Consider the following 22,379-nt stretch of genomic DNA (forward strand, 5'->3'; position numbering starts at 1 on the left):
AGGACCGGAAAGGCGGGGGCGGTCCGGAAGGACCGGAAAGGCGGGGGCGGTCCGGAAGGACCGGAAAGGCGGGGGCGGTCCGGAAGGACCGGAAAGGCGGGGGCGGTCCGGAAGGACCGGAAAGAGAGGGGGCGGTCCGGAAGGACCGGAAAGAGAGGGGGCGGTCGCAAGAAGAAGTTGCGGCCGCCCCCTTCAGCCTCAGAGGGTATCCGGCAAGTGCCGTCAGGCCCAGCTGATCAGCCGCTTGGGCTGCTCCAGGATGGCCGCCACGTCCGCCAGCACCTTGGAGCCCAGCTCCCCGTCCACCAGCCGGTGGTCGAAGCTCAGCGCCAGGGTGGTCACCTGTCGGGGCTTCACCTTGCCCTTGTGGACCCACGGCTGGAGCTTGATCGCGCCGATCGCGAGGATCGCCGACTCACCGGGGTTGAGGATCGGTGTACCGGTGTCGACGCCGAAGACGCCGACGTTGGTGATGGTCACCGTGCCGCCCTGCATCGCGCCGGGGGAGGTCTTGCCCTCGCGGGCGGTGGCCACCAGTTCGCCCAGTGCCTCGGCCAGTTGCGGGAGCGTCCGGTCGTGGGCGTCCTTGATGTTCGGGACGATCAGGCCACGGGGGGTGGCCGCGGCGATGCCCAGGTTGACGTAGTGCTTGAGCACGATCTCCTGGTTCGCCTCGTCCCAGGACGCGTTGATGTCCGGGTGGCGCTTGATCGCGACCAGCAGCGCCTTGGCGATCAGGAGCAGCGGGTTCACCCGCAGGCCCTGGAACTCCTTGTCCTGCTTGAGCTCCTCGACCAGCTTCATCGTGCGCGTCACGTCCACCGTCACGAACTCCGTGACGTGCGGGGCCGTGAACGCCGAGCCGATCATGGCCTGGGCGGTGGCCTTGCGGACGCCCTTGACCGGGACACGGGTCTCGCGGGCGCCGTCGTAGGCCACGACGGGTGCGGGTGCGGGGACGGCGGCCGGGGTCTCCAGGACGGCCGGCGCGGCGGCCTCGGCGGCCTTGGGGGCCGCCGCCGCGTGGACGTCCTCGCGGGTGATCACGCCGTCCGGGCCGGACGGTGTGATCATGGCGAGGTCGACGCCGAGGTCCTTCGCCAGCTTGCGCACCGGCGGCTTGGCCAGCGGGCGGGACCGGTCCTGGACGGCCGGGGCGCCGTGGCCGTTCAGCTCGGTCTGGATCGCCTGGGCGGCCGCCGGGACGGTGACCCCGGCGCCCTTGCGCGGGCGGCGCTTGGTGGAGGTGGTCGCCACGCCGTAGCCGACCAGGACCGGCTGGCGGGCCGCCGGCTTGGCCTCGGGCTCCTCGGGGGCCGCCTTCGGCTGCTCGGCCACCGGCTGCTCGGCCGGCTGCCCGGCGGGCGCGCCGCCCGCCAGGTCCACCGCGATGATGGCCGTGCCCACGTCCACCGTGGTGCCCTCGGGGAAGCGCAGCTCGCGCACCACACCGTCGTAGGGGATGGGGAGTTCGACGGCCGCCTTGGCGGTCTCGACCTCGCACACCACCTGGCCGTCGGTGACGGTGTCACCGGGCTGGACGTACCACTTGAGGATCTCGGCCTCGGTGAGTCCCTCGCCCACGTCGGGCATCTTGAACTCGCGTACGGATGCTTCCGTCATCGTCGTCACGAACCCTCTCCTCAGTACGCCAGGGCACGGTCGACGGCGTCGAGCACCCGGTCCAGACCCGGCAGGTACTCCTCCTCCAGGCGCGCCGGCGGGTACGGGGCGTGGTAGCCGCCGACCCGGAGCACCGGGGCCTCCAGGTGGTAGAAGCAGCGCTCCGTGATCCGGGCGGCGATCTCCGCGCCGGAGCCGAAGAACACCGGCGCCTCGTGGACGACGACCAGGCGGCGGGTCTTCTCCACCGAGGCCTGGACGGAGTCGAAGTCGAGGGGGCTGACCGAGCGCAGGTCCAGCACCTCCAGGGACTTGCCCTCCTCGGCGGCCGCGTTCGCGACCTCCTGGCACAGCTTCACCATCGGACCGTAGGCGGCCAGGGTGAGGTCCGTGCCCTCGCGCACGACCTGCGCCTTGTGCAGCGGGCCGGGGATGGCGTCGGTGCTGACCTCGCCCTTGTCCCAGTAGCGCCGCTTGGGCTCGAAGTAGATCACCGGGTCGTCGCTCTGGATGGCCTGCTGCATCATCCAGTAGGCGTCCGACGCGTTGGAGGGGCTGACGACCTTCAGGCCGGCCACGTGCGCGAACAGCGCCTCGGGAGACTCCGAGTGGTGCTCGACCGCGCCGATGCCGCCGCCGTAGGGAATGCGGATGACGACCGGCATCTTGACCTTGCCCAGGGCGCGGGCGTGCATCTTCGCGAGCTGCGTGACGATCTGGTCGTAGGCCGGGAAGACGAAGCCGTCGAACTGGATCTCCACCACCGGGCGGTAGCCGCGCAGCGCGAGGCCGATCGCCGTGCCGACGATGCCCGACTCGGCGAGGGGGGTGTCGATGACGCGGCTGTCGCCGAAGTCCTTCTGCAGTCCGTCGGTGACGCGGAAGACACCGCCGAGCTTGCCGACGTCCTCGCCCATGACGAGGACCTTGGGGTCCGTCTCCAGGGCGCGGCGCAGCGATTCGTTGATCGCCTTGGCCAGTGCCATGGTCTTGGTCTCGGCTGCCATGATCAGACCCCCTCTGCCTCTGCGTCCGCGAACGACGCCTGGTAGGCGGCGAACTGGGCTCGCTCCTCGTCGACGAGCGCGTGCCCGTCCGCGTAGACGTTCTCGAAGATGGCGAAGTGGTCCGGGTCCGGCATGGCACGGACCGCTTCGCGCACTCGCCTGCCCAACGCCTCGGACTCCGTCTCGAGTTCCGCGAAGAATCCGTCGTCCGTGTGGTTTGAGGCCTCCAGGAACCGGCGCAGGCGCAGGATCGGGTCCTTCGCCTCCCAGGCCAGCCGCTCCTCGTCGCCCCGGTAGCGGGTGGGGTCGTCGGAGGTGGTGTGGGCGCCCATGCGGTAGGTGTAGGCCTCGACCAGGGTCGGGCCCTCGCCGTTGCGGGCGCGCTCCAGCGCCCACTTGGTCACCGCGAGGCAGGCCAGCACGTCGTTGCCGTCCACGCGCACGCCCGGGAAGCCGAAGCCCTGGGCGCGCTGGTAGAGCGGCACGCGGCTCTGCTTCTCGGTGGGCTCGGAGATCGCCCACTGGTTGTTCTGGCAGAAGAACACCACGGGGGCGTTGTAGACGGCCGAGAAGGTGAACGATTCCGCCACGTCGCCCTGGCTGGAGGCGCCGTCGCCGAAGTAGGCGATGACGGCCGAGTCCGCGCCGTCCTTGGTGATGCCCATCGCGTAGCCGGTGGCGTGCAGCGTCTGGGAGCCGATGACGATCGTGTACAGGTGGAAGTTGTTGCCGTTCGGGTCCCAGCCGCCGTTGTTCACGCCGCGGAACATCCCGAGCAGGTTGGTCGGGTCGACCCCGCGGCACCAGGCGACGCCGTGCTCGCGGTAGGTCGGGAAGACGTAGTCGTCGTCGCGCAGGGCGCGGCCGGAGCCGATCTGGGCGGCCTCCTGGCCGAGCAGCGAGGCCCACAGTCCCAGTTCGCCCTGGCGCTGCAGGGCGGTGGCCTCGGCGTCGAAGCGGCGGGTGAGCACCATGTCGCGGTACAGGCCGCGCAGTTCCTCCGGGGTGATCCCGGCGACGTAGCCGTCGTACTCGGCGTTCTTGACCCGCTTGCCCTCGGGCGTCAGGAGCTGCACGAGGTCCGGGTCGGTGCTCTTCTTGGCGGTGGTGCGGGTGGTGCGCTTGGTGCCGGTGGTCCCGGCGCTGCTGCCGGTGGTGCCGGCCTTGCCTGCGGCGCTGCGTCGCGGCTTGCGCGCGGCACTGCTGTCCACGGTCACGTGTGCTCCTCCGTCGTTCCGGCCCCCGGGGTTGCCGGTAGGCCAGTGCGGCTCACCTGTTGTCGACCACCGGGCACGGGGTGGGTGCCACTCGGCCGGGAACAGGCGTGACAGGTGCCCCGGCGAGCGCCCTGCAACTTTTACGTTACCCAGTGCTCCACATTTCTGTGAAACCCCTCCTGACCTGCGTTTTTGCTTGGATTTCCAAGTAAATCCGCAAGGCTCGGAAGACCGCTGGTCACAGCCTTGCAGGAGGCCGGAGCTACGGCACGTTATCCCGGCGACCCCGGACACGGGAAGAGCCCTTGTGTGAGACTGACCTCGTGCACGAAGGCGGAAAAGTCCGGGTATTTCCACTCGACGGCCATGAGGTCGTCCGCCGCGGTGTCCACGAGACGCTGTCGGTCGAACCGGACATCGAGGCCGTCGGCGGGGCGGGGACGGCGGCCGACGCGCCGACGCGCGTTCCGGCCACGCGGCCCGACGTGGCGGTGCTCGACGTGCGGCTCCCGGACGGCAGCGGCGTTGAGGTGTGCCGGGAGATCCGCGCCCGCGACGAGTCGGTCCGGCGCCTGATGCCGACCTCGTTCGCGGACGACGAGGCCCTCTTCGACGCGATCACGGCGGGCGCCTCCGGGTACGCCCTCAAGGCGATCCGCGGCAATGAACTGCTGCGGACCGTGCACGACGTCGCCGCCGGAGGATCCCTGCTCGACCCGGTCGCCACGGCCCGGGCCCCGCAGCGGCTGCGGGAGGGGGCGGCGCGCGCACCGACGGCCGACCGGCCGCGCGCACCGAGCAGGAGCACAGGATTCTCGAACTGATCGGCGAAGGACTCATTGATCGCCAGATCGGCGAACGGCTCCGTCCCGCAGAGAAAACGATCAAGAATTACGTTTACGGACCGCTCGCGAAACTCGGCATGCAACGGCGTTCCCGGGCGGCCGCTTATGCGGCCCGAATGCAGGCGGGAAAATCCGCAAGTCACTGAGGGGCCGACGCATTTACGGCGCATCGTTTGACCGAATTTTTGACATGGTTCGTGACCGAAAGCGACCGTCGGCGACTACCTGTGACAAGCCCCAGCTCACGGGTCCTTTACGTGCCCTAACATCTGGCGCGTGCCGCGCTCATGTGTACCACCCCTGGTTTCCCACGCGCCCCCTCTGGGCGCCCTGCTGCGCCTGTACGCCGCCGGTAGCGCCCTCACCTGCGAACCGGTCGACCAGGGCCTGCTCAACCGCGGCTACCGGCTGCGCACCACGCGCGGCCGTTACTTCCTCAAGCACCATTTCGACCCGGACACCGCCGACCCGGCCGCCATCGAGCGCCGGCACCGGGCCACCCAGCGCCTGGCCGACCTCGGCGTCCCGGTCGCCCCGCCGCTCGCGCACCGCGAGGGCCGTACGGTCGCCGTCGTCGGCGGCCACGCCTACGCCCTGCACCCCTGGATCGACGGCCGGCACCGCCACGGCGGCCAGCTCACCCGCGGGGAGAGCGCACGCCTCGGAGCGCTCCTGGGCGCCGTGCACGCCTGTCTGGAGCGCGTGATGCCCCCCAAGGGGCGCACCCGCCCGGCCACGAGCCCCCATCCCGTGCGGAGCGCCGATCCGGCCGCCACCTTCGCCCTCATCGACGACCTGCTCGCCCACGTCCGCCGCCACCGCCCCGCCGACGCCTTCGACACACTGGCCCGCCGGCGGCTCCTGGAGCGCCGCGCCCTGCTGGAGCAGCACACGCACCGGCGCCCGCCGCGCGGCGGCTCGGTGGGCTGGGTGCACGGCGACTTCCACCCGTTCAACCTGCTCTACAAGGGCGACGCCCCGGCCGCCATCGTCGACTGGGACCGCCTCGGCGTGCAGCCGCGCGCCGAGGAGGCCGTACGCGCCGCCGCGATCTTCTTCCTACGGCCCGTCGGCGCGCTGGACCTGCCCAAGGTGCGGGCGTACGCGCGCGCGTACCGGCGCGCGGCCGGGGCCACGCCCTCGGAGCTGGCCGCGGCCGTGCACCGGGTGTGGTGGGAGCGCCTGAACGACTTCTGGATGCTGCGCTGGCACTACGAGCGGGGCGACACCCGCGCGGACTGCCAGTTCCCGGCCGCCTCGGCACTCGTGGCGTGGTGGACACGGGAGTACGACGCGGTGTGCGACGCCTTCGTCACGTAGGACCCTTCGTCGCCTAGGGCCCTGCGTCGCCTAGCTAGGGCCCTACGTTGCCTGGAGCCCTACGTCGCTCGGGGCCCGTAGCCGTCTGAGATCCCTCGTCACCCAGGACCCGTCGTCACCCAGGACCTGTCGTCGCCCAGGACCGTGCGGTTCTTCAGGGCGAAGCCGGGGCCGCCGGGATCGTCGGTGGCCTTCAAGTTCCGTCGCCGGCGGTGGCACCGCCGTCCGTGGCGCCACCGTCCGTGGTGCCGTCGGTGGCGCCCCCGTCCGCGCCGCCGTCGGCCGGGTCCGTCGGCTGCGTCGGCGTGGTCTCGGGATCCGTCGGCTCGTCGGAGGTCTCCGGGTCGGTCGGCTCGTCGGTCGGGCCGGAACTGAACGACGGGGACGGCGTGTACGACGGGGTGTACGACGGCGTGTAGTCGGAACCGGTGCCCGGGTCCGTCCCGGTGTCCGTGTCCGGGTCCGTGGGCTCGTCGGTGGAGTCGTCCGACGGCGTCTTGGAGGCCTTGTCGTCCTTGGTGGTCTTCGAATGGCTCGGGGTCGGACCGGTGTCGGTGCCGCTGCCGCCGGTGTTCTTGTGCTGGAGCGCGAGCGCGACACCCGCCGCGATCGCGATCACCGCGAAGACGGCGAGGATCCACAGCTTGCCGCGGCCGGTGCCGCCCTTGTTGCCGTGCCCCTCGAAGCCGCCGTCGTCCCCGTGCCCGTACCCGGTGGGCAGGATCGGCTGCGGGATCTGCGCGGTGCCCGCGCCGAAGTCGCCCGGGTGCTGCATCGCGGTCGTGCCCGCGAAGCCGCCCGCCGGGGTGCTGCGGCCGTCGTGCGTCTCGACCGGGCCGGTGTTCCAGGTGCCGGTGTGGCCTCCCTGGTCGTACAGCATCTGCAGGCCGTACTGGACCATGCCGCGCATCTCTTCGGCCGTCTGGAACCGGTCGTCGGGCTCCTTGGCGAGCGAGCGCATGACCATGCCGTCCAGCTCCGGCGGGCAGCCGTCGCAGAACCCGGAGGGCGGGGTCGGAATGTCCTGGACGTGCTGGTAGACCACCGACAGCGGGGTCTCACCGGTGAACGGGGGCCTGAGCGCGAGCAGTTCGTACAGCAGACAGCCCGTCGCGTACAGGTCGGAGCGGTGGTCGACGGCCTTGCCCAGCGCCTGCTCCGGGGAGAGGTACTGCGGGGTGCCCATGACCATGCCGGTCTGCGTCATCGTCGTGGACGCGCCGTGCAGGGCGCGGGCGATGCCGAAGTCCATGACCTTGACGGCGCCGTTGTGGGTGATGATGACGTTGGCCGGCTTGATGTCACGGTGCACGATGCCGTGCTGGTGCGAGTAGGCGAGCGCCTCCAGCACCCCGGAGACGATGATCAGGGCCTGCTCCGGGCCCGGCGCCTCGGCGTTCATCAGCAGGTCACGGATGGTGCGGCCCTCGACCAGCTCCATCACGATGTAGGGCACGGACTGGCCGCCCACGTAGTCCTCGCCGGAGTCGTACACGGCGACGATCGCGTGGTGGTTGAGCCCGGCCACCGACTGGGCCTCGCGCGTGAAGCGGGCCTTGGAGACCGGGTCCTCCGCCAGGTCGGCGCGGAGCAGCTTGACCGCGACGGTGCGGCCCAGGCGGACGTCCTCGGCGGCGAACACCTCGGCCATGCCACCCCGGCCCAGCCGGTGGGTCAGCCGGTACCGGCCGTCGCCGACGAGCCCTCCGTTGCCCCACATCTCCGGCGTGTCTGACATGCCGCCGCCAGTCGCCTCGGGGTCGGACGGGCCCTGGGCGCTGTGCGTCTGTGCCATCGGTCCTCGCCGTCGTTTCTGCCCGCGGTGCGCGCGGTGTTGTTACGGTCTCCGTCGGCCACGCTACAGCCTCCGCGCAAGCCTCCGGTCCGGGATCGGAACCTGGACCGGCCCGAGACGGACCGGCCATGAAACCTGTAGCACGCGCTGTCGTGCAAATTCCGTGTACCGGTCGTACGCCCGCTGTAACGCTTCCGCGACGCTTCTTTCGCGTACGGTCACGGAACGGGCACCGCGCTTGACGTGTCAGTGCCCTGGGGCAGACTTGGCCGGGAATGGGACATTCGATCAAGGCTTGTTCGCTCAATGACGGCGCCGGACGGCCAGTGGGGGACGCGGAGAGATGAGCCAGGACGGCGCACAGGGCCGGTACACGGGGTGGTCGCTGGCCGGCGGCCGCTACCAGCTGCGCGACTTGCTCGGTGAAGGCGGTATGGCCTCGGTGCACCTGGCGTACGACGCCGTGCTGGACCGCCAGGTCGCGATCAAGACGCTCCACACCGAGCTGGGCCGGGAGCAGGCCTTCCGCGAGCGCTTTCGCCGTGAGGCCCAGGCCGTGGCCAAGCTCACGCACACCAACATCGTCTCCGTCTTCGACACCGGCGAGGACGACCTCGGCGGCATGACGACGCCGTACATCGTCATGGAGTACGTCGAGGGCCGCCCGCTGGGCTCGGTCCTGGACGAGGACATCCGGCAGTACGGCGCGATGCCCGCCGACAAGGCGCTCAAGGTCACCGCGGACGTGCTGGCGGCGCTGGAGATCAGCCACGAGATGGGGCTGGTCCACCGCGACATCAAGCCGGGCAACGTGATGATGACCAAGCGCGGCGTGGTCAAGGTCATGGACTTCGGCATCGCCCGCGCCATGCAGTCCGGGGTCACCTCGATGACGCAGACCGGCATGGTCGTCGGCACCCCGCAGTACCTCTCGCCCGAGCAGGCCCTGGGCCGGGGCGTGGACGCCCGCTCCGACCTGTACTCGGTCGGCATCATGCTGTTCCAGCTGACCACCGGCCGGCTGCCGTTCGAGGCGGACTCCCCGCTGGCGATCGCCTACGCGCACGTGCAGGAGGAGCCGGTGGCTCCTTCGTCGATCAACCGCGCGCTGCCTCCGGCCGTGGACGCCCTGATCTCCCGCGCCCTGAAGAAGAACCCGAACGAGCGCTTCCCGACCGCCGAGTCCATGCGCGACGAATGCCTGCGGATCGCGGCCTCCCTCCAGGCGGCGGCGCCGAGCATCGTGCCGGGCTCCGGTCCGACGCAGAGCGGCTCGGGCGTCGGCTCCGCCGTGTTCCCTCCGGTCGACCAGTCGACGCCGGCGCCCACCGGCCCGGTCCAGACGCCGTACCAGCCCACTCCGGCTCCGGGCCCGTACGGCACCCCGGTGCCCGCCCCGGCCCCGGCCCCCGCGTACGGCTATCCGCAGCAGGGCGGCTACCAGACCCCTCCGGCGGAATACGGGCAGCAGGCGGCCGCGACACCGCCGCCGTACAACCTCACGCCCCAGCCCTCGGGCCCGTCCCAGGGCGGGGGCGGCGGCAAGAGCAACAAGCCGGTGGTCATCGGCTCGATCGTGGTGTCCCTGGTCGCGGTCGTCGGGCTGGTCGTCGCGCTGACGCTCAACAACGGCAGCGACGACGACCAGGGCGGCGGCGGCTCCAGCCCCTCGGCGTCGCAGCATCCCGCCGGCTACCGCGGCCCGGACACGACGAAGACGATCGACAAGACCGAGTGCTCGGAGCCCCAGGAGTCGTACAGCGACGCGAACAAGATCCGGCTGCCCGACTTCCGGTACAAGAACATCGACTCCGTGAAGGCCTGCTTCCAGGCCGCGGGCTGGAAGTACGAGATCAAGAAGGAAGACAACAACACCTGGGGCGACGGGACGGTCCTGGACCAGTTCCCCTCCTCGGGCACCGATCTCGATCCGAAGAGCATGCCGTCGATCGAGCTGAGCATCTCGACGGGCAATCCCGAATAGCGGACGGTCCCCGGCGGTCTCGACCGGCGATGCTGATGTGACAGAGATCACCACGTAGAGATCGCCGTACGGGGACCACCGCACGGGGATCACGACCTGCGCGAAGGGCCCGGCGGACGACCGCCGGGCCCTTCGTGTGTACGACTTGCGGACAGGGCGGACGATCGCCCGCCCTTCGGTTGTGCGGCTTACAGGTACGGTCCGCCCGTGCGGCCGACGGTCCGGGGGTCGTCCCCGTCCTCGTGGCCCCCCGTGCCCGGCGGGAGCGCACGGCGCATCTGCTCCAGCTGGGCCCGCGCGGCCATCTGCTGGGCGAACAGCGTCGTCTGGATCCCGTGGAACAGGCCCTCCAGCCAGCCCACCAACTGGGCCTGTGCGATGCGCAGTTCCGCGTCGCTGGGGGTCACGTCGTCCATGAAGGGGAGCGAGAGCCGCTCCAGCTCGTCGACCAGCTCCGGAGCGAGGCCGTCTTCCAGTTCCTTCACCGAACTGCGGTGGATCTCCTTGAGCCGGGCCCGGCTCGCCTCGTCCAGGGGGGCGACTCGCACCTCCTCCAGAAGCTGCTTGATCATGCTGCCGATGCGCATGACCTTGGCGGGCTGTTCCACCTGGTCCGTCACCGGCGTCTCGCGGGAGTCCTCGTCTCCGTTGCCGCCGCTGAGCGCCATGCCGTCCTGGCCCACGACCAGGATCTGCGGGTTCTCCGGCGACCGTTCGTTCCTCGGCATCTCCATGCCGCCATTCTCTCGCACCCGTACACCTCATCACCGTGGTGCCCCCTCTAGTGAGTGATCCACCGTTTGGATCCGACGGCCTAATAGGAAATGCCTGACTGATCCCGGAATGTGAGGCTGGATTCCGTCCGATTTTCGTCGGCACGGGGACTTGGCTCCGGGAGGTCACCGACGTGACTCCATGGCTGCGATGCACATGGCGCTTCGTGCGGCTGCTGCTCGTCCTGGCGACGGCGGCGCCGGTGTACGGCACGGCCGCCGCGTACGGCGCCGAGGCCGCCCCGCCGGATTCCCCCACGCCCGCGGCCCGGCTCGCAGACCGGCTCGCAGGCCATCCCGCGGACCGGCTCGTAGACCGGCTCGCAGACCGTCCCACGGACCGGCCCCTCGCGTCCGCCGCCCCGGCCGCTCGGGCCTCGGCCTCCGGTGTGGCACTGACCTCCGCCTCCGCCGCGGCTTCCCGTTCCGCCGCCACGTCCCGTCCCGTCGCCCCTGAGCCGTCACGGGCCGGGAGCCGGGCCGGTGAGGGCCGGATGCGGCCGGGCCGCCCGGACGGGCCGACCTCCGAGGAGGAGGGCGACGACGACACCGGCCCGGTCACGAGGGATCCGGAGGACGTCGACCCGGACGGCGCCTACCCGGAGGAGCCGGAGACCGCGGATGTCCCGGTCGGGCTCCCCACCCCCTCCGGCTCGCCCCGGGAGGCCGGGCTGGACCCCGCCCGGCCCGCGCTGCAGCCCGCGGACCAGAACGCCGTCCACCAGGGCGAGGCCCCCGCCGAGCCGACCCTGCGGATCCTCCCGCTGGGCAGCGGCCTGGTGCTCATCGGCCTGGGCCTGGGCCTCGCCCTCCTGGGACTTCGGGTACGCCGCAACTGACCCATCGGTTACGGCGGCCGGACCGATTGACCGGTCGGGCCGACGGCCTGATCCGCCGCCCATGGCAGCGGATCCGAGCCATCGGTCACGGCCGTGGATCCGAGCCGCCGGTCACGACAGCGGGGCCGGTCCGTCGTCGACTACGGCGCCACCAGCAGCACCTTGCCGATGTGGCCGCTCGCCTCCAGCACCCGGTGCGCCTCGGCCGCCTCCGGCATCGGCAGCTCGCGGTCGACGACCGGGCGGACCTGCCCGGTCGCGAGCAACGGCCACACGTGCTCGTGTACGGCTGCCACGATGGCCGCCTTCTCGCTCAGCGGCCGGGCCCGCAGCGAAGTCGCGCTGACGGCGGCCCGCTTGTTCAGCAGGGTCGCGATGTTCAGCTCGCCCTTGATGCCGCCCTGCATGCCGATGATCGCGAGACGCCCGTTGACCGCGAGGGCCTGCACATTGCGGTCCAGGTACTTGGCACCCATGTTGTCGAGGATGACGTCGGCACCCGCGCCGCCCGTGGCCTGCGCGACCTCGGCGACGAAGTCCTGTTCGCGGTAGTTGATCAGCACGTCCGCGCCCAGCCCGGCGCAGTACTCCAGCTTCTCCTTCGTCCCGGCGGTCACCGCGACCTTGGCACCGACGGCCTTGGCCAGCTGAATCGCCATCGTGCCGATGCCGCTGGACCCGCCGTGCACCAGCAGGGTCTCGCCGGGCCGCAGATGGGCGACCATGAAGACGTTGGACCAGACCGTGCAGACCACCTCGGGCAGCGCGGCCGCCTGCTTCAGGTCGACGCCTGCGGGCACGGGCAACAGCTGCCCGGCCGGAACCGCGACCTTCTCGGCGTACCCACCGCCCCCGAGCAGCGCGCACACCTCGTCTCCGACGGTCCAGCCGGAGACTCCGGAGCCGATTGCGGTGATCCTGCCGGAGCACTCCAGGCCGGGGTACGCGGACGCCCCGGGCGGCGGGTTGTAGAAGCCCTGCCGCTGCAGGATGTCGGCACGGTTGACGGCACTGGCCACCACCTCGACCAGCACCTCTCCCTCACCGGGCACCGGATCGGGGACCTCGTCCCACACCAGCGCCTCGGGCCCACCAGGTTCGGGAATCGTGATCGCATGCATGCACGGGACGCTACTCCCCGCCCATGCCCTCTTCCGGGCAGGCCCGCTCAGTCGTGGAGCAACGGGCGAGGATGCGGGGTGACCCGGGCACCGGGGGTCGCGCGGACGATGGTGATCAGGCGGTCCGTGAGCTGGAGGGTGCCGATGGACGGGTCGTCGTAGCCGAGCACCCGGTGGCCGCGTACGACGCTCACCACGAGGTCGTGCGTCTCGCGCGGGGACTTGCCCGCCTCGGCCCGCACCACGGGCCGTTCGATGAGGTCGAGGCCGCTGCCCTGCTGGATCAGGTCCTCCATGACCATGCCGGCGGCGGGGCTGAGCACGGAGAGGCCGAGCAGCCGGCCGGCCGCGCCGGAGCTGGTGATGACGGCGTCGGCGCCGGACTGCTTGAGCAGCGGGGCGTTCTCCTCCTCGCGCACCGCGGCCACGATCTTCGCGCTCCGGTTGAGCTGCCGGGCCGTCAGGGTGACGAGGACGGCGGTGTCGTCGCGCTGGGGGGCGACGATGATCTGCCGTGCCCGGTGGACCTCGGCGCGTTTGAGGACCTCGCTGCGGGTGGCGTCGCCCATGACGCCCGCGTAGCCCTCGGCGGTCGCCGCGTCGATCACCTTGGAGCTGGGGTCGACCACGACGACCTGCTCCTTCTTCAGCCCGGTCGCGCAGACGGTCTGGACGGCGGACCGGCCCTTCGTGCCGAAGCCGATGACGACGGTGTGATCGCGCAACGTGGCCCTCCAGCGGTTCAGGCGCCATTCCTCCCGGGTGCGTTCGGTGAGGACCTCCAGCGTGGTGCCGACCAGAATGATCAGGAACAGCACCCGCAGGGGCGTGATGACGAGGATGTTGATGAGCCGGGCACCGTCGCTGACCGGGGTGATGTCGCCGTACCCGGTGGTGGAGAGGGTGACGGTCGCGTAGTAGAACGCGTCGAGGAGGTCGACCGGGCCGTCGGAGCTGTCGCGGTAGCCCTCGCGGTCGGCGTAGACGATCAGCGCCGTGGCGACCAGCACCGCAAGGGCCATGAGCAGCCGTTTGCCGACCTGGCGGATCGGCCGCTCCACCACCTTCCTCGGGAGTTTCACCCGATGGGTCACCAGGTGTTCGTCCGCCTGGCGGGCGATGGCGTCATGGCCCGGAAGTTTCACGTGAAACACACCCCGATTCCGGCCGCCGCCCACGGCAGGTCCAGCAGCTCGGCCTCCTCCCCCTGCCGGGCCCCGCCCGGCGGTACGACGGCGAGCGCGTCGGCGGCGGCGATCCCCCGCAGCATGGCCGGGCCGTTGTAGTGCAGCGGCACGGCACGGTCGCCGCGCAGCACCACCGGAATGAGCCGGGTGTCGTACGGATGCCCCTGCACCGCCTCCCTGAGCGGCAGCGTGTACGGCTCGGGCGCGGGGCGGGCGGCGAGGGTGCGCAGCAGGGGCTCGGCGAGGGTGAGCAGGCCGGAGACGGCCGCGAGGGGGTTGCCGGGCAGGCCGACCAGGTGCTGGTTCTCCTTGGTGCGGGCCAGCAGCATGGGGTGGCCGGGGCGCACCTTGACGCCGTCGACGAGGAGTTCGGCGCCGAGGCGTTCCAGGGTGGGATGGACGTGGTCGACGGGTCCGGCGGCCGTGCCGCCGGTGGTGACGACGAGATCGGCGTCGGAGGCGGCGAGTGCCTTGCGCAGGGCCCTTGCGTCATCGCCCAGTCGGCGTACGGCGGTGACCTCGGCGCCCATCGCGCGCAGCCAGGGCGGCAGCATGGGGCCGAGCGCGTCCCGGATCAGTCCGTCGTGCGGGAGTCCCTCGGTGAGCAGTTCGTCACCGAGGACGAGGACTTCGGCGCGGGGGCGGGGGACGGCGGTGACGGTGTCGTATCCGGCGGCCGCGGCGAGGCCCAGGACGGCAGGGGTGACCAGGGTGCCGACGGGCAGCAGCTGGTCGCCGTTGCGGCACTCCTGGCCGCGCGGGCGGATGTCCTGGCCGTGGCTCACCTCCCGGGTGGCGTGGAGGCGGCCCTGAGCGTCGGTGCGGCCGTGCTCGGTGCGCAGGACGGCGGTGGTGTCGGCCGGGATGCGGGCGCCGGTCGCGATACGGACCGCCTGGCCGTCGGTCAGCGGCTCGGGCTGACCATGTCCGGCGAGCACTCCCTCGTCCCGTACCTCCCAGGGGCCGGGTCCGGCCACGGCCCAGCCGTCCATCGCGGAGGTGTCGAAGGAGGGCAGATCGGTGAGGGCGTCGAGGGGGGCGGCGAGGGCCAGGCCGAGGGCGTCGGCCAGGGAGACGGACACGGGGGTGCGGCGGCCGCCCGAGCGGGCGGCGCGGGCGGCGGTCTCGCGGGCCCGGGGCCAGGGGGTGGCCCTGTGCTCCTCGTGCCGATCGCCCGGGGCGGCGGGGGCGGGCACCGGTCCGCCGCTGCCGTCCGTGGGTTCCCTGACGAGGGCCAGGGCCTCCTCGACGTCCAGGTCGTCGCTGTCCTCGGTACTCGCCCCGGTCCGGGTGCCGGGGGCGGTCATCCGGCGTCCCGGCCGGAGGGGCCCGAGCCCTTCTCTGCGTCCTCTTCCTCCCAGCGCAGGGCCAGTGCGGTGGCCTTGCGGGCGGCCTCGGCGACCGCCTCGGGACCGCCCTTGCCCTGGGCGGCGGCATAGCCGACGAGGAAGGTGGTCAGTGGCGCTGCGGGCCGGGCCACCGAGTGCGCGGCGTCACGGGCCAGGTCGAGCAGGACGCCGGTGTCGACGTCCAGGTCGATGCCCAGCTCGTCCTTGACTGCGGAGATCCATTCATCCAACACGTGCCCATGCTCCCTGATGCGTGCCCTGGCGTTGGCGATGTCGTCCCAGGTGTCGCAGTCGAAGGAGGCGAGCGGGTCCGGGACGCGGGTGAGATCGAGGGCGCCGGTCAGCCGGCGCAGGGGCAGGCCGGTCAGACCGTCGGACGCGGCCGACAGGGCCGCAAGGGCGCGGCGCAGCGAGGCGGTGCGGTAGGCGGCGACGAGCGGCTGGTCGCGGCCGTCGGCGTCGGTGAGCAGCGCGCCGTCGGCGCCGGTGTCCCGCAGGGCGGCCAGCAGCCGTTCCAGGGTGGCCGTTTCGAGGAACGGCAGGTCGGCGGAGAGGACGACGGCGTGCTCGGCCGTGGTGAGCCGAAGTCCGGCCTCCAGGGCGGCGACCGGTCCGGCGCCGGGCGGTTCCTCGCGTGCCCAGCGCACCGGGCGGGCGGTGGACCGGGCGCCGGCCACGACGACGGTCGTGCGGGCGCCCGCGCAGGCTGCGAGCACCCGGTCGAGCAGTGCCCGCCCGCCGACGTGCAGTCCGGGCTTGTCCGCCCCGCCGAGCCTTCGCGCGGCACCGCCCGCCAGCACCACGGCGTCGTACGGCGTGGCGGTCCCGGGAGCGGCGGGCGGGCTGTCGGTCACCTCCCGAGTATGTCCTGCCTGCCCGTGCTCCAGACCCCCGCGGAGGTCACAGAGTGCGTAGCAGGACCGCCGGCTGCTCCACGCAGTCCGCCACGTACCGCAGGAAGCCGCCTGCCGTGCCGCCGTCGCACACCCGGTGGTCGAAGGTGAGCGAGAGCTGGACGACCTGGCGTACGGCCAGCTCGCCCTCGTGCACCCAGGGCTTGGGGACGATGCGGCCGACGCCGAGCATGGCCGCCTCGGGGTGGTTGATGATCGGGGTGGAGCCGTCGACACCGAAGACGCCGTAGTTGTTCAGCGTGAACGTCCCGCCGGTGAGTTCCCCGGGGGTCAGTGTCCCGGTCCGGGCGGCCTCGGTGAGCCGGGCGAACTCGGCGGTCAGCGACTCGACGTCGCGCGCGTGGGCGTCCCGGACGACCGGCACGACCAGTCCGCGTTCGGTCTGGGCGGCGAACCCGAGGTGCACGTGGTCGAGCTGGACGACCTCGCGGGCGTCGGTGTCCACGTAGGAGTTCAGCTCGGGGTGGCGTGCGAGGGCCGCAGTGCAGATGCGGGCGAGCAGGGCGAGGAGGGAGATCTTCGTCCCCCCGGCCGCGTTCATCGCCGCCCGTGCGCGCATGAGTTCCGTGGCGTCGGCGTCGACCCAGCAGGTCGCGTCGGGGATCTCCCGGCGGCTGCGGGAGAGCTTGTCGGCGACGGCGCCGCGGACGCCCTTGAGGGGGGTGCGGATGCCGTTGCGCACGGGGGAGACACGCGCGGGCGGTGCCTGCGGCACGGGGGCCGTGAGCACCTCGGTGGTGTGGGCCGCCTGCGTCCTGAGGACGTGCTCGACGTCCGCGCGCAGGATCAGTCCGTCCGGTCCCGAGCCCACCAGGTGGCGCAGATCCACGCCGCCCTCGCGGGCGAGGCGCCGGACCAGGGGGGAGATCACGGGAACGGGCCCTGCCGCCTGGGCCAGGGCCACGCGCGCGGTGGACAGGCCGGCGGGGGCCGCCGGCCGGCCCGGCAGTGCCTCGGCGCCCTCGGACGGCGCGTTCGCGGTCCGTGGCCGGTGCGCGCCGGTTCGCCCGTTCGCGGTGACCGGCCCCATGGGTGCCGGCCGCACCCGGCGCCGGCGCGTCGGCGCGTCCGAGGTGCCGTACCCGACCAGTACGTTGCCCGACCCCTCGCTCTCCCCTGCGGGGGCCGGCGGGCCCACCGCCACCGTCAGCAGCGGTGCGCCCACGGGCAGTTCGGTGCCCTCCTCGCCGAAGCGGGCGGTGATGACACCGCCGTAGGGGCAGGGGACCTCGACCATCGCCTTGGCCGTCTCGACTTCCACGACCGGCTGGTCGACGGCGACGACGTCACCGACCTGCACCAGCCACCGGACGATCTCCGCCTCGGTGAGACCCTCGCCGAGGTCGGGCAGCTTGAACTCCAGCACCTGTGCCATCAGCCCTCGGCCTCCCACTGCAGGCGCGCCACGGCGTCCAGGATGCGGTCGACTCCGGGCAGGTGGTGCCGCTCCAGCATCGGCGGCGGGTAGGGGATGTCGAGGCCGGCCACGCGCAGCACCGGCGCCTCCAGGTGGTGGAAGCAGCGCTCGGTGACCCGGGCCGCGATCTCGCCGCCCGGGCCTCCGAACCCGGTCGACTCGTGCACGACGACCGCGCGGCCGGTGCGCCGTACGGCCGCGCAGACCGTCTCGTCGTCGAACGGCACCAGGGAGCGCAGGTCGACGACCTCCAGGTCCCAGCCCTCCGCCCGTGCGGCCTCGGCGGCCTCCAGGCAGACGGGCACGGACGGGCCGTAGGTCAGGAGGGTGGCGCTGCGGCCGGGGCGTCGCACCACCGCGCGGCCGATGGGCTCGACATCCGTGGGGTGCTCGGGGTTCCAGCTGTCCTTCGACCAGTAGAGCCGCTTGGGCTCCAGGAAGACGACGGGGTCGTCGGAGGCGATGGCCTGGCGCAGCAGACCGTAGGCGTCGGCGACGGTGGCGGGCATCACGACATGAAGGCCCGGGGTGGCCATGTAGTAGGCCTCGGACGAGTCGCTGTGGTGCTCGACGCCGCCGATGCCGCCGCCGTAGGGGACCCGGACGGTGATCGGCAGCGGCATCCGGCCCCGGGTGCGGTTGCGCATCCGCGAGACATGGCTGATCAGCTGCTCGAACGCCGGGTAGGCGAAGGCGTCGAACTGCATCTCCACCACCGGGCGCAGGCCGTACATGGCCATGCCGACGGCGGTGCCGAGGATGCCCGCCTCGGCCAGCGGGGTGTCGGTGCAGCGGTCCTCGCCGAACTCCTTGGCGAGCCCGTCGGTGACCCGGAAGACACCGCCGAGGGTGCCGACGTCCTCGCCCATGACGTGCACGGTGGGGTCGGCGGCCATCGCGTCGCGCATCGCACGCGTGAGGGCCTGCGCCATGGTGGCGGGCTTGACGGCGACGGTGGTCATCGGAGGTCGCCTTCCTGGTCGTCCTGCTCCGCCTCCAGCTCGGCGCGCAGCAGGGCGCGCTGCTCGCGCAGTTGCGCGGTGGTCTCGGCGTAGACGTGGTCGAAGAGGTCCATCGGGTTGAGCTCGGGGTCCTGGTTCATGCGCTCGCGCAGGTCGGCGGCCATCGCCTCGGCGTTCTGCCGGGCGGCTTCGATGCCGGCGTCGTCGAGCAGCCCGCGCGCGGTCAGCTCGCTCTCCAGCAGCTGGACGGGGTCGTGTGCGCGCCAGGCCTCCACCTCGGCGTCGCCCCGGTAGCGGGTGGCGTCGTCGGCGTTGGTGTGGGCCTCGATGCGGTACGTCACCGCCTCCACCAGGGTCGGGCCGCCGCCCGCGCGTGCGTGCCGTACGGCGTCGCTGAGGACCTCGTGCATGGCGGCCGCGTCGTTGCCGTCGACCAGCCTGCCCGGCATGCCGTATCCGACGGCCTTGTGGGCCAGGGAGGGTGCGGCGGTCTGCTTGGCGAGCGGGACGGAGATGGCGAAGCCGTTGTTCTGCACCAGGAAGACGACCGGTGCCTGCCAGACGGCGGCGAAGTTCAGCGCCTCGTGGAAGTCGCCCTCGCTGGTGCCGCCGTCGCCGACCATGGCGAGGGCGACCACGTCGTCGCCCTTGAGGCGGGCGGCGTGCGCGAGACCGACGGCGTGCGGCAACTGGGTGGCCAGCGGGGTGCTCAGGGGCGCCACCCGGTGCGCGAGGGGGTCATAGCCGCTGTGCCAGTCGCCGCGCAGCAGGGTGAGGGCCTCCACAGGGTCCACGCCCCGGGCGACGACGGCGAGGGTGTCGCGGTAGCTGGGGAAGAGCCAGTCGCGCTCCTCCAGGGCCAGGGCTGCGGCGACCTCGCAGGCCTCCTGACCGGTGCTGGACGGGTAGACCGCGAGACGGCCCTGCTTGGTCAGCGCGGTGGCCTGAATGTTGTAGCGGCGGCCGCGCACCAGCTGGGCGTGGAGCCTGCGCAGCAGGTCCGGGTCGGCCTTGGCGGCCGCTTCGGTGCCGAGGACGCGGTAGGGCTCGGCGTCGGGCAGCAGCGGCGCGGGGTCCATACGGGGCTGCCAGGCGGGCGGCGGCGAAGGCCGGTACGCGCCCCGCTGCTCCATGACCGTCATGACGGCACCTCCTCGTGGGAGTGGCTACGGGAGGCGCGTCGGCTGTGACTCGCCTCACCAACCGATTGTTCGGTCGTCGGCACATTTTGGCTACAGGCCCCGTCAGGCTGTGGACAAACGGTTCTCCACAACCTGGAATGAATGCAGGACGTCCACGGCGATGAAGCGGGGGGACATGGCAGCTGAACAAATGGCCGAAGGGCAGCAGGACGGACCCTCCCTGCCACCGGCCCGCCCGCTGGACGCCATCGACCAGGACATCCTGAAGATCCTCCAGGCGGACGGCCGCTCCTCGATACGCTCGGTCGCCGAACGCGTCCACGTCTCCCGGGCCAATGCCTACGCGCGCATCAACCGTCTCGTGGAGGACGGCGTGATCCGGGGCTTCAGCGCGCGCGTCGACCACGAGCGGGCAGGTCACGGCACCTCGGCGTACATCACGCTGAAGATCGTCCAGAACACCTGGCGCACGGTCCGCGAGCAGCTCAGACAGCTGCCCGGCGCCTCCCACATCGCTCTGGTGGGCGGCGACTTCGACGTTCTGCTCCTGGTGCACACGCCCGACAACCGGACGCTGCGCGAGCTGGTGCTCACCCGGCTCCAGGCGATCCCCGAGGTGCTCAGCACCCGCACGCTGCTGGTGTTCGAGGAGGAGGACCTGGAGCCGGAGACCTGACACCGGGGCCGGCGCGGCACCGAGAACGCCGGCCGCCTGGAAACCCGACGTCAGGGCCGACGCGGCACCGACGCCGGCCGCCCGGAAACCCGACGTCAGGCCCGGCGCAGTCCCGAGAAGGCCAGCCGGACCACGGCGTCGGCCACCTCGCGGCCGCTGGCACCGCGCGTGTCGGGCCGGTACCACTCCACGATCGAGTTGACCATCCCGAAGACCAGCCGGGTGGCCAGGCGCACCTCCACGTCGCCGCGTATGTCTCCCTCGGCGGCGGCGGCCTTCAGCAGCTCGGCGACCCGGTGGTCGAAGTCGCGGCGCCGCTCCAGGGCCCAGCGCTCGGTCTCCGTGTTGCCGCGCACGCGCAGCAGCAGCGTCACGTACGGCAGTTCGGATATGAGCACCTCGACCATGCGCCGTACGACGTGTTCCAGACGGTCCGCAGCGGGTCCCACGCGCGCGCGCTCCTCCTCCAGGATCCCGAACAGTCCCTCCAGCGCGCGGCTGACGGCCCGGCGCAGCAGCTCCTCCTTGCCGCTGACATGGTGGTAGATGGACGACTTGGAGATGCCGGCCGCCTTGGAGAGGTGCTCCATGGAGGTGCCGTCGTAGCCGCGGTCGTTGAACACCTGGACGGCGACGGAGAGCAGTGTCTCGGGGGTGTACGTGTCGCGCTTGGCGGTGGTCATGGGGTGCCCTCCCGCTGGTCGGTGGCGTACGCGTGGCGGTAGAGCGCGAGGGACGGCGCGTACCGGCCGGAGGGGTCGCGCAGGTGCAGGTCGTCCAGCAGGTCGTAGGCCCAGCCGCGGCCGAGCCTGCGGCTCCACTCGAAGGGGCCGAGCGGGTAGTTGACGCCGAGGCGCATCGCGGTGTCGATGTCCTCCTCGGTGGCCACGCCCTTGGCGACGGCGTCGTGCGCGAGGTCCACGATCCGGGCGACCGTGCGGGCGACGATCATGCCGGGGACGTCGCCGATGACGCTGACGTCCTTGCCGAGCGCCTGGAAGAGGCCGGTGGCCTCGGCGAGGGTCGCCGGCGCGGTGTCCTGGGAGCCGGACAGGGCGATACGGGTGGCCTTGCGGTAGTCGAAGGCGAGGTCGAAGTAGACGACGTCGCGGAACTCCACGGAGGTCTGGCCGTCGGCGAGCACCAGCTGGCCGCCGCTCGGCAGCACCAGCCGGGTGCCCTGGTCCTCGTCCTCCTCGCGGATCTGGATGCCCGCCTCGCGGATCAGCGCGAGGAGTTCGGCCGCGGGGCCGAGGCTGCCCTCGGCGACGACGTAGGCGGGCGGCTGCGCCTTCTCGGCGGTGTGCGGCTCGGGGCGCTCGGCGTCCTCGGCGTAGTCGTACCAGCCGTGCCCGGACTTGCGGCCGAGCCGCCCGGACTCGACCAGCCGGCGCTGGGACAGCGAGGGCGTGAAACGGACGTCCTGGAAGAAGGACTGCCACACCGAGTGGGTGACGGACTCGTTCACGTCCTGCCCGATGAGGTCGGTCAGCTCGAACGCGCCCATCCGGAAGCCGCCCGACTCGCGCAGCACCGCGTCGATGGTGGCCGGCTCGGCGGCCTGGGCCTCGTAGACGGCGAGGGCCTCGGCGTAGAAGGGGCGGGCGATGCGGTTGACGATGAAGCCGGGGGTGTCCGCGCAGGCCACGGGTGTCTTGCCCCAGGCGCGGGCGGTCTCGTACGCGCGCGTGGCCGAGGTGACGTCGGTGGCGAAGCCGGAGACGACCTCGACCAGCGGCAGCAGCGGGGCCGGGTTGAAGAAGTGCAGGCCCAGGAAGCGGCCGGGGCTGCGCAGGGCGCCGCCGATGGCCGTCACCGACAGGGACGAGGTGTTGGTGGCGAGCAGACAGTCCTCGGCGACGATCTCCTCCAGCTCGCCGAAGAGCCGCTGCTTGACGTCCAGCCGCTCCAGGACGGCCTCGACGACCAGCGCGCAGTCGGCCAGGTCGGCAAGGCTGTCGGCGGGCGTGAGCCGGGCGTGGGCCGCGTCCCGGTCGGCGGCGCCGAGCCGGTCCTTGGCCACGAGCCGGTCGAGGCGGGCGCCGATCGCCGCGGCCGCCTCCTGGGCGCGCCCGGGAACGGCGTCATAGAGCCGCACCGGATGGCCGGCGACCAGCGCGACCTGGGCGATGCCCTGGCCCATGGTGCCGGTGCCGACGACGGCCACGGGGCTGCTGAGGTCGAGTGCTGTCATGTGCGCGATCCTCC

The 22,379-nt window shown here is 72.2% G+C and carries 18 protein-coding genes and 1 pseudogene; 5 read left to right on the forward strand and 14 right to left on the reverse strand.

Translation table 11 applies throughout. From position 1 onward, the window contains the following. Nucleotides 1–222: 222 nt before the first annotated feature. From ACZ7P3_RS02060 to pdhA (ACZ7P3_RS02070), 3 genes are read right to left on the reverse strand one after another with little or no spacing between them, the layout of a single operon-like run. A complete protein-coding gene (locus ACZ7P3_RS02060; protein ID WP_472078429.1) occupies nucleotides 223–1,632 on the reverse strand; it encodes a dihydrolipoamide acetyltransferase family protein in 1,410 nt (469 codons plus the stop codon). An 11-nt stretch (nucleotides 1,633–1,643) separates the two neighbouring features. Then, nucleotides 1,644–2,630, reverse strand: coding sequence for an alpha-ketoacid dehydrogenase subunit beta (locus ACZ7P3_RS02065; protein ID WP_472078430.1), 987 nt, complete (start codon nucleotides 2,628–2,630; stop codon nucleotides 1,644–1,646). Between the two features lie 2 nt (nucleotides 2,631–2,632). Beyond that, entirely contained in the window at nucleotides 2,633–3,847 is a 1,215-nt protein-coding gene (gene pdhA, locus ACZ7P3_RS02070; RefSeq protein WP_472078431.1) for a pyruvate dehydrogenase (acetyl-transferring) E1 component subunit alpha, read from the reverse strand. Nucleotides 3,848–4,170: 323 nt separating this feature from the next. Here pdhA (ACZ7P3_RS02070) and ACZ7P3_RS02075 point away from each other — a divergent pair. Together ACZ7P3_RS02075 and ACZ7P3_RS02080 are read left to right on the forward strand one after the other, a co-directional pair. Beyond that, nucleotides 4,171–4,838, forward strand: a pseudogene (locus ACZ7P3_RS02075) (response regulator). A gap of 130 nt (nucleotides 4,839–4,968) precedes the next feature. Then, nucleotides 4,969–6,012, forward strand: coding sequence for a phosphotransferase (locus tag ACZ7P3_RS02080; RefSeq protein ID WP_472078432.1), 1,044 nt, complete (start codon nucleotides 4,969–4,971; stop codon nucleotides 6,010–6,012). 193 nt (nucleotides 6,013–6,205) lie between these two features. On the opposite strand, the gene ACZ7P3_RS02085 is transcribed toward ACZ7P3_RS02080, so the two are convergent. After that, nucleotides 6,206–7,807, reverse strand: coding sequence for a protein kinase domain-containing protein (locus ACZ7P3_RS02085; protein ID WP_472078433.1), 1,602 nt, complete (start codon nucleotides 7,805–7,807; stop codon nucleotides 6,206–6,208). Between the two features lie 343 nt (nucleotides 7,808–8,150). Between ACZ7P3_RS02085 and ACZ7P3_RS02090 the strand changes: the two genes are divergently transcribed. Further along, entirely contained in the window at nucleotides 8,151–9,791 is a 1,641-nt protein-coding gene (locus ACZ7P3_RS02090) for a Stk1 family PASTA domain-containing Ser/Thr kinase (protein WP_472078434.1), read from the forward strand. Between the two features lie 188 nt (nucleotides 9,792–9,979). Here the strand turns inward: ACZ7P3_RS02090 and ACZ7P3_RS02095 are convergent, their stop codons facing one another. Beyond that, a complete protein-coding gene (locus tag ACZ7P3_RS02095; RefSeq protein WP_472078435.1) occupies nucleotides 9,980–10,525 on the reverse strand; it encodes a bacterial proteasome activator family protein in 546 nt (181 codons plus the stop codon). Nucleotides 10,526–10,698: 173 nt separating this feature from the next. Here ACZ7P3_RS02095 and ACZ7P3_RS02100 point away from each other — a divergent pair, with 173 nt between their 5' ends. Beyond that, nucleotides 10,699–11,403, forward strand: coding sequence for a hypothetical protein (locus tag ACZ7P3_RS02100; protein WP_472078436.1), 705 nt, complete (start codon nucleotides 10,699–10,701; stop codon nucleotides 11,401–11,403). A gap of 140 nt (nucleotides 11,404–11,543) precedes the next feature. Here the strand turns inward: ACZ7P3_RS02100 and ACZ7P3_RS02105 are convergent, their stop codons facing one another. Genes ACZ7P3_RS02105 through pdhA (ACZ7P3_RS02135) form a run of 7 tightly spaced genes read right to left on the reverse strand, consistent with a single transcriptional unit; the run spans nucleotide 11,544 to nucleotide 19,495 of the window. Further along, complete coding sequence (locus ACZ7P3_RS02105) at nucleotides 11,544–12,524, reverse strand: NAD(P)H-quinone oxidoreductase (protein ID WP_472078437.1); 981 nt, start codon at nucleotides 12,522–12,524, stop codon at nucleotides 11,544–11,546. 47 nt (nucleotides 12,525–12,571) lie between these two features. Beyond that, nucleotides 12,572–13,669, reverse strand: a complete 1,098-nt coding sequence (locus tag ACZ7P3_RS02110) for a potassium channel family protein (protein WP_472078438.1) — start codon at nucleotides 13,667–13,669, stop codon at nucleotides 12,572–12,574. Continuing rightward, nucleotides 13,666–15,018, reverse strand: coding sequence for a molybdopterin molybdotransferase MoeA (locus tag ACZ7P3_RS02115; RefSeq protein WP_472078439.1), 1,353 nt, complete (start codon nucleotides 15,016–15,018; stop codon nucleotides 13,666–13,668). Before ACZ7P3_RS02115 ends, ACZ7P3_RS02110 begins: the two co-directional genes overlap by 4 nt. Beyond that, nucleotides 15,015–15,914 (reverse strand): NTP transferase domain-containing protein, encoded by a 900-nt coding sequence (locus ACZ7P3_RS02120; RefSeq protein WP_472078440.1) that lies wholly within the window; start codon nucleotides 15,912–15,914, stop codon nucleotides 15,015–15,017. Before ACZ7P3_RS02120 ends, ACZ7P3_RS02115 begins: the two co-directional genes overlap by 4 nt. A gap of 46 nt (nucleotides 15,915–15,960) precedes the next feature. Further along, nucleotides 15,961–17,349: a dihydrolipoamide acetyltransferase family protein gene (locus ACZ7P3_RS02125; protein WP_472078441.1), complete on the reverse strand. Its 1,389-nt coding sequence runs from the start codon at nucleotides 17,347–17,349 to the stop codon at nucleotides 15,961–15,963. Beyond that, complete coding sequence (locus tag ACZ7P3_RS02130) at nucleotides 17,349–18,353, reverse strand: alpha-ketoacid dehydrogenase subunit beta (RefSeq protein ID WP_472078442.1); 1,005 nt, start codon at nucleotides 18,351–18,353, stop codon at nucleotides 17,349–17,351. Before ACZ7P3_RS02130 ends, ACZ7P3_RS02125 begins: the two co-directional genes overlap by 1 nt. Then, entirely contained in the window at nucleotides 18,350–19,495 is a 1,146-nt protein-coding gene (gene pdhA, locus ACZ7P3_RS02135) for a pyruvate dehydrogenase (acetyl-transferring) E1 component subunit alpha (protein ID WP_472078443.1), read from the reverse strand. Before pdhA (ACZ7P3_RS02135) ends, ACZ7P3_RS02130 begins: the two co-directional genes overlap by 4 nt. 175 nt (nucleotides 19,496–19,670) lie before the next feature. Between pdhA (ACZ7P3_RS02135) and ACZ7P3_RS02140 the strand changes: the two genes are divergently transcribed. Next, complete coding sequence (locus ACZ7P3_RS02140) at nucleotides 19,671–20,171, forward strand: Lrp/AsnC family transcriptional regulator (protein ID WP_472078444.1); 501 nt, start codon at nucleotides 19,671–19,673, stop codon at nucleotides 20,169–20,171. A gap of 95 nt (nucleotides 20,172–20,266) precedes the next feature. Here the strand turns inward: ACZ7P3_RS02140 and ACZ7P3_RS02145 are convergent, their stop codons facing one another. Further along, nucleotides 20,267–20,854 (reverse strand): TetR/AcrR family transcriptional regulator, encoded by a 588-nt coding sequence (locus ACZ7P3_RS02145; protein ID WP_472078446.1) that lies wholly within the window; start codon nucleotides 20,852–20,854, stop codon nucleotides 20,267–20,269. After that, complete coding sequence (locus ACZ7P3_RS02150; protein ID WP_472078448.1) at nucleotides 20,851–22,365, reverse strand: 3-hydroxyacyl-CoA dehydrogenase; 1,515 nt, start codon at nucleotides 22,363–22,365, stop codon at nucleotides 20,851–20,853. The genes ACZ7P3_RS02145 and ACZ7P3_RS02150 overlap by 4 nt, the downstream gene beginning before the upstream one ends. Nucleotides 22,366–22,379: the final 14 nt, after the last annotated feature.

Source organism: Streptomyces sp. NPDC107581 (genome assembly GCF_055657175.1).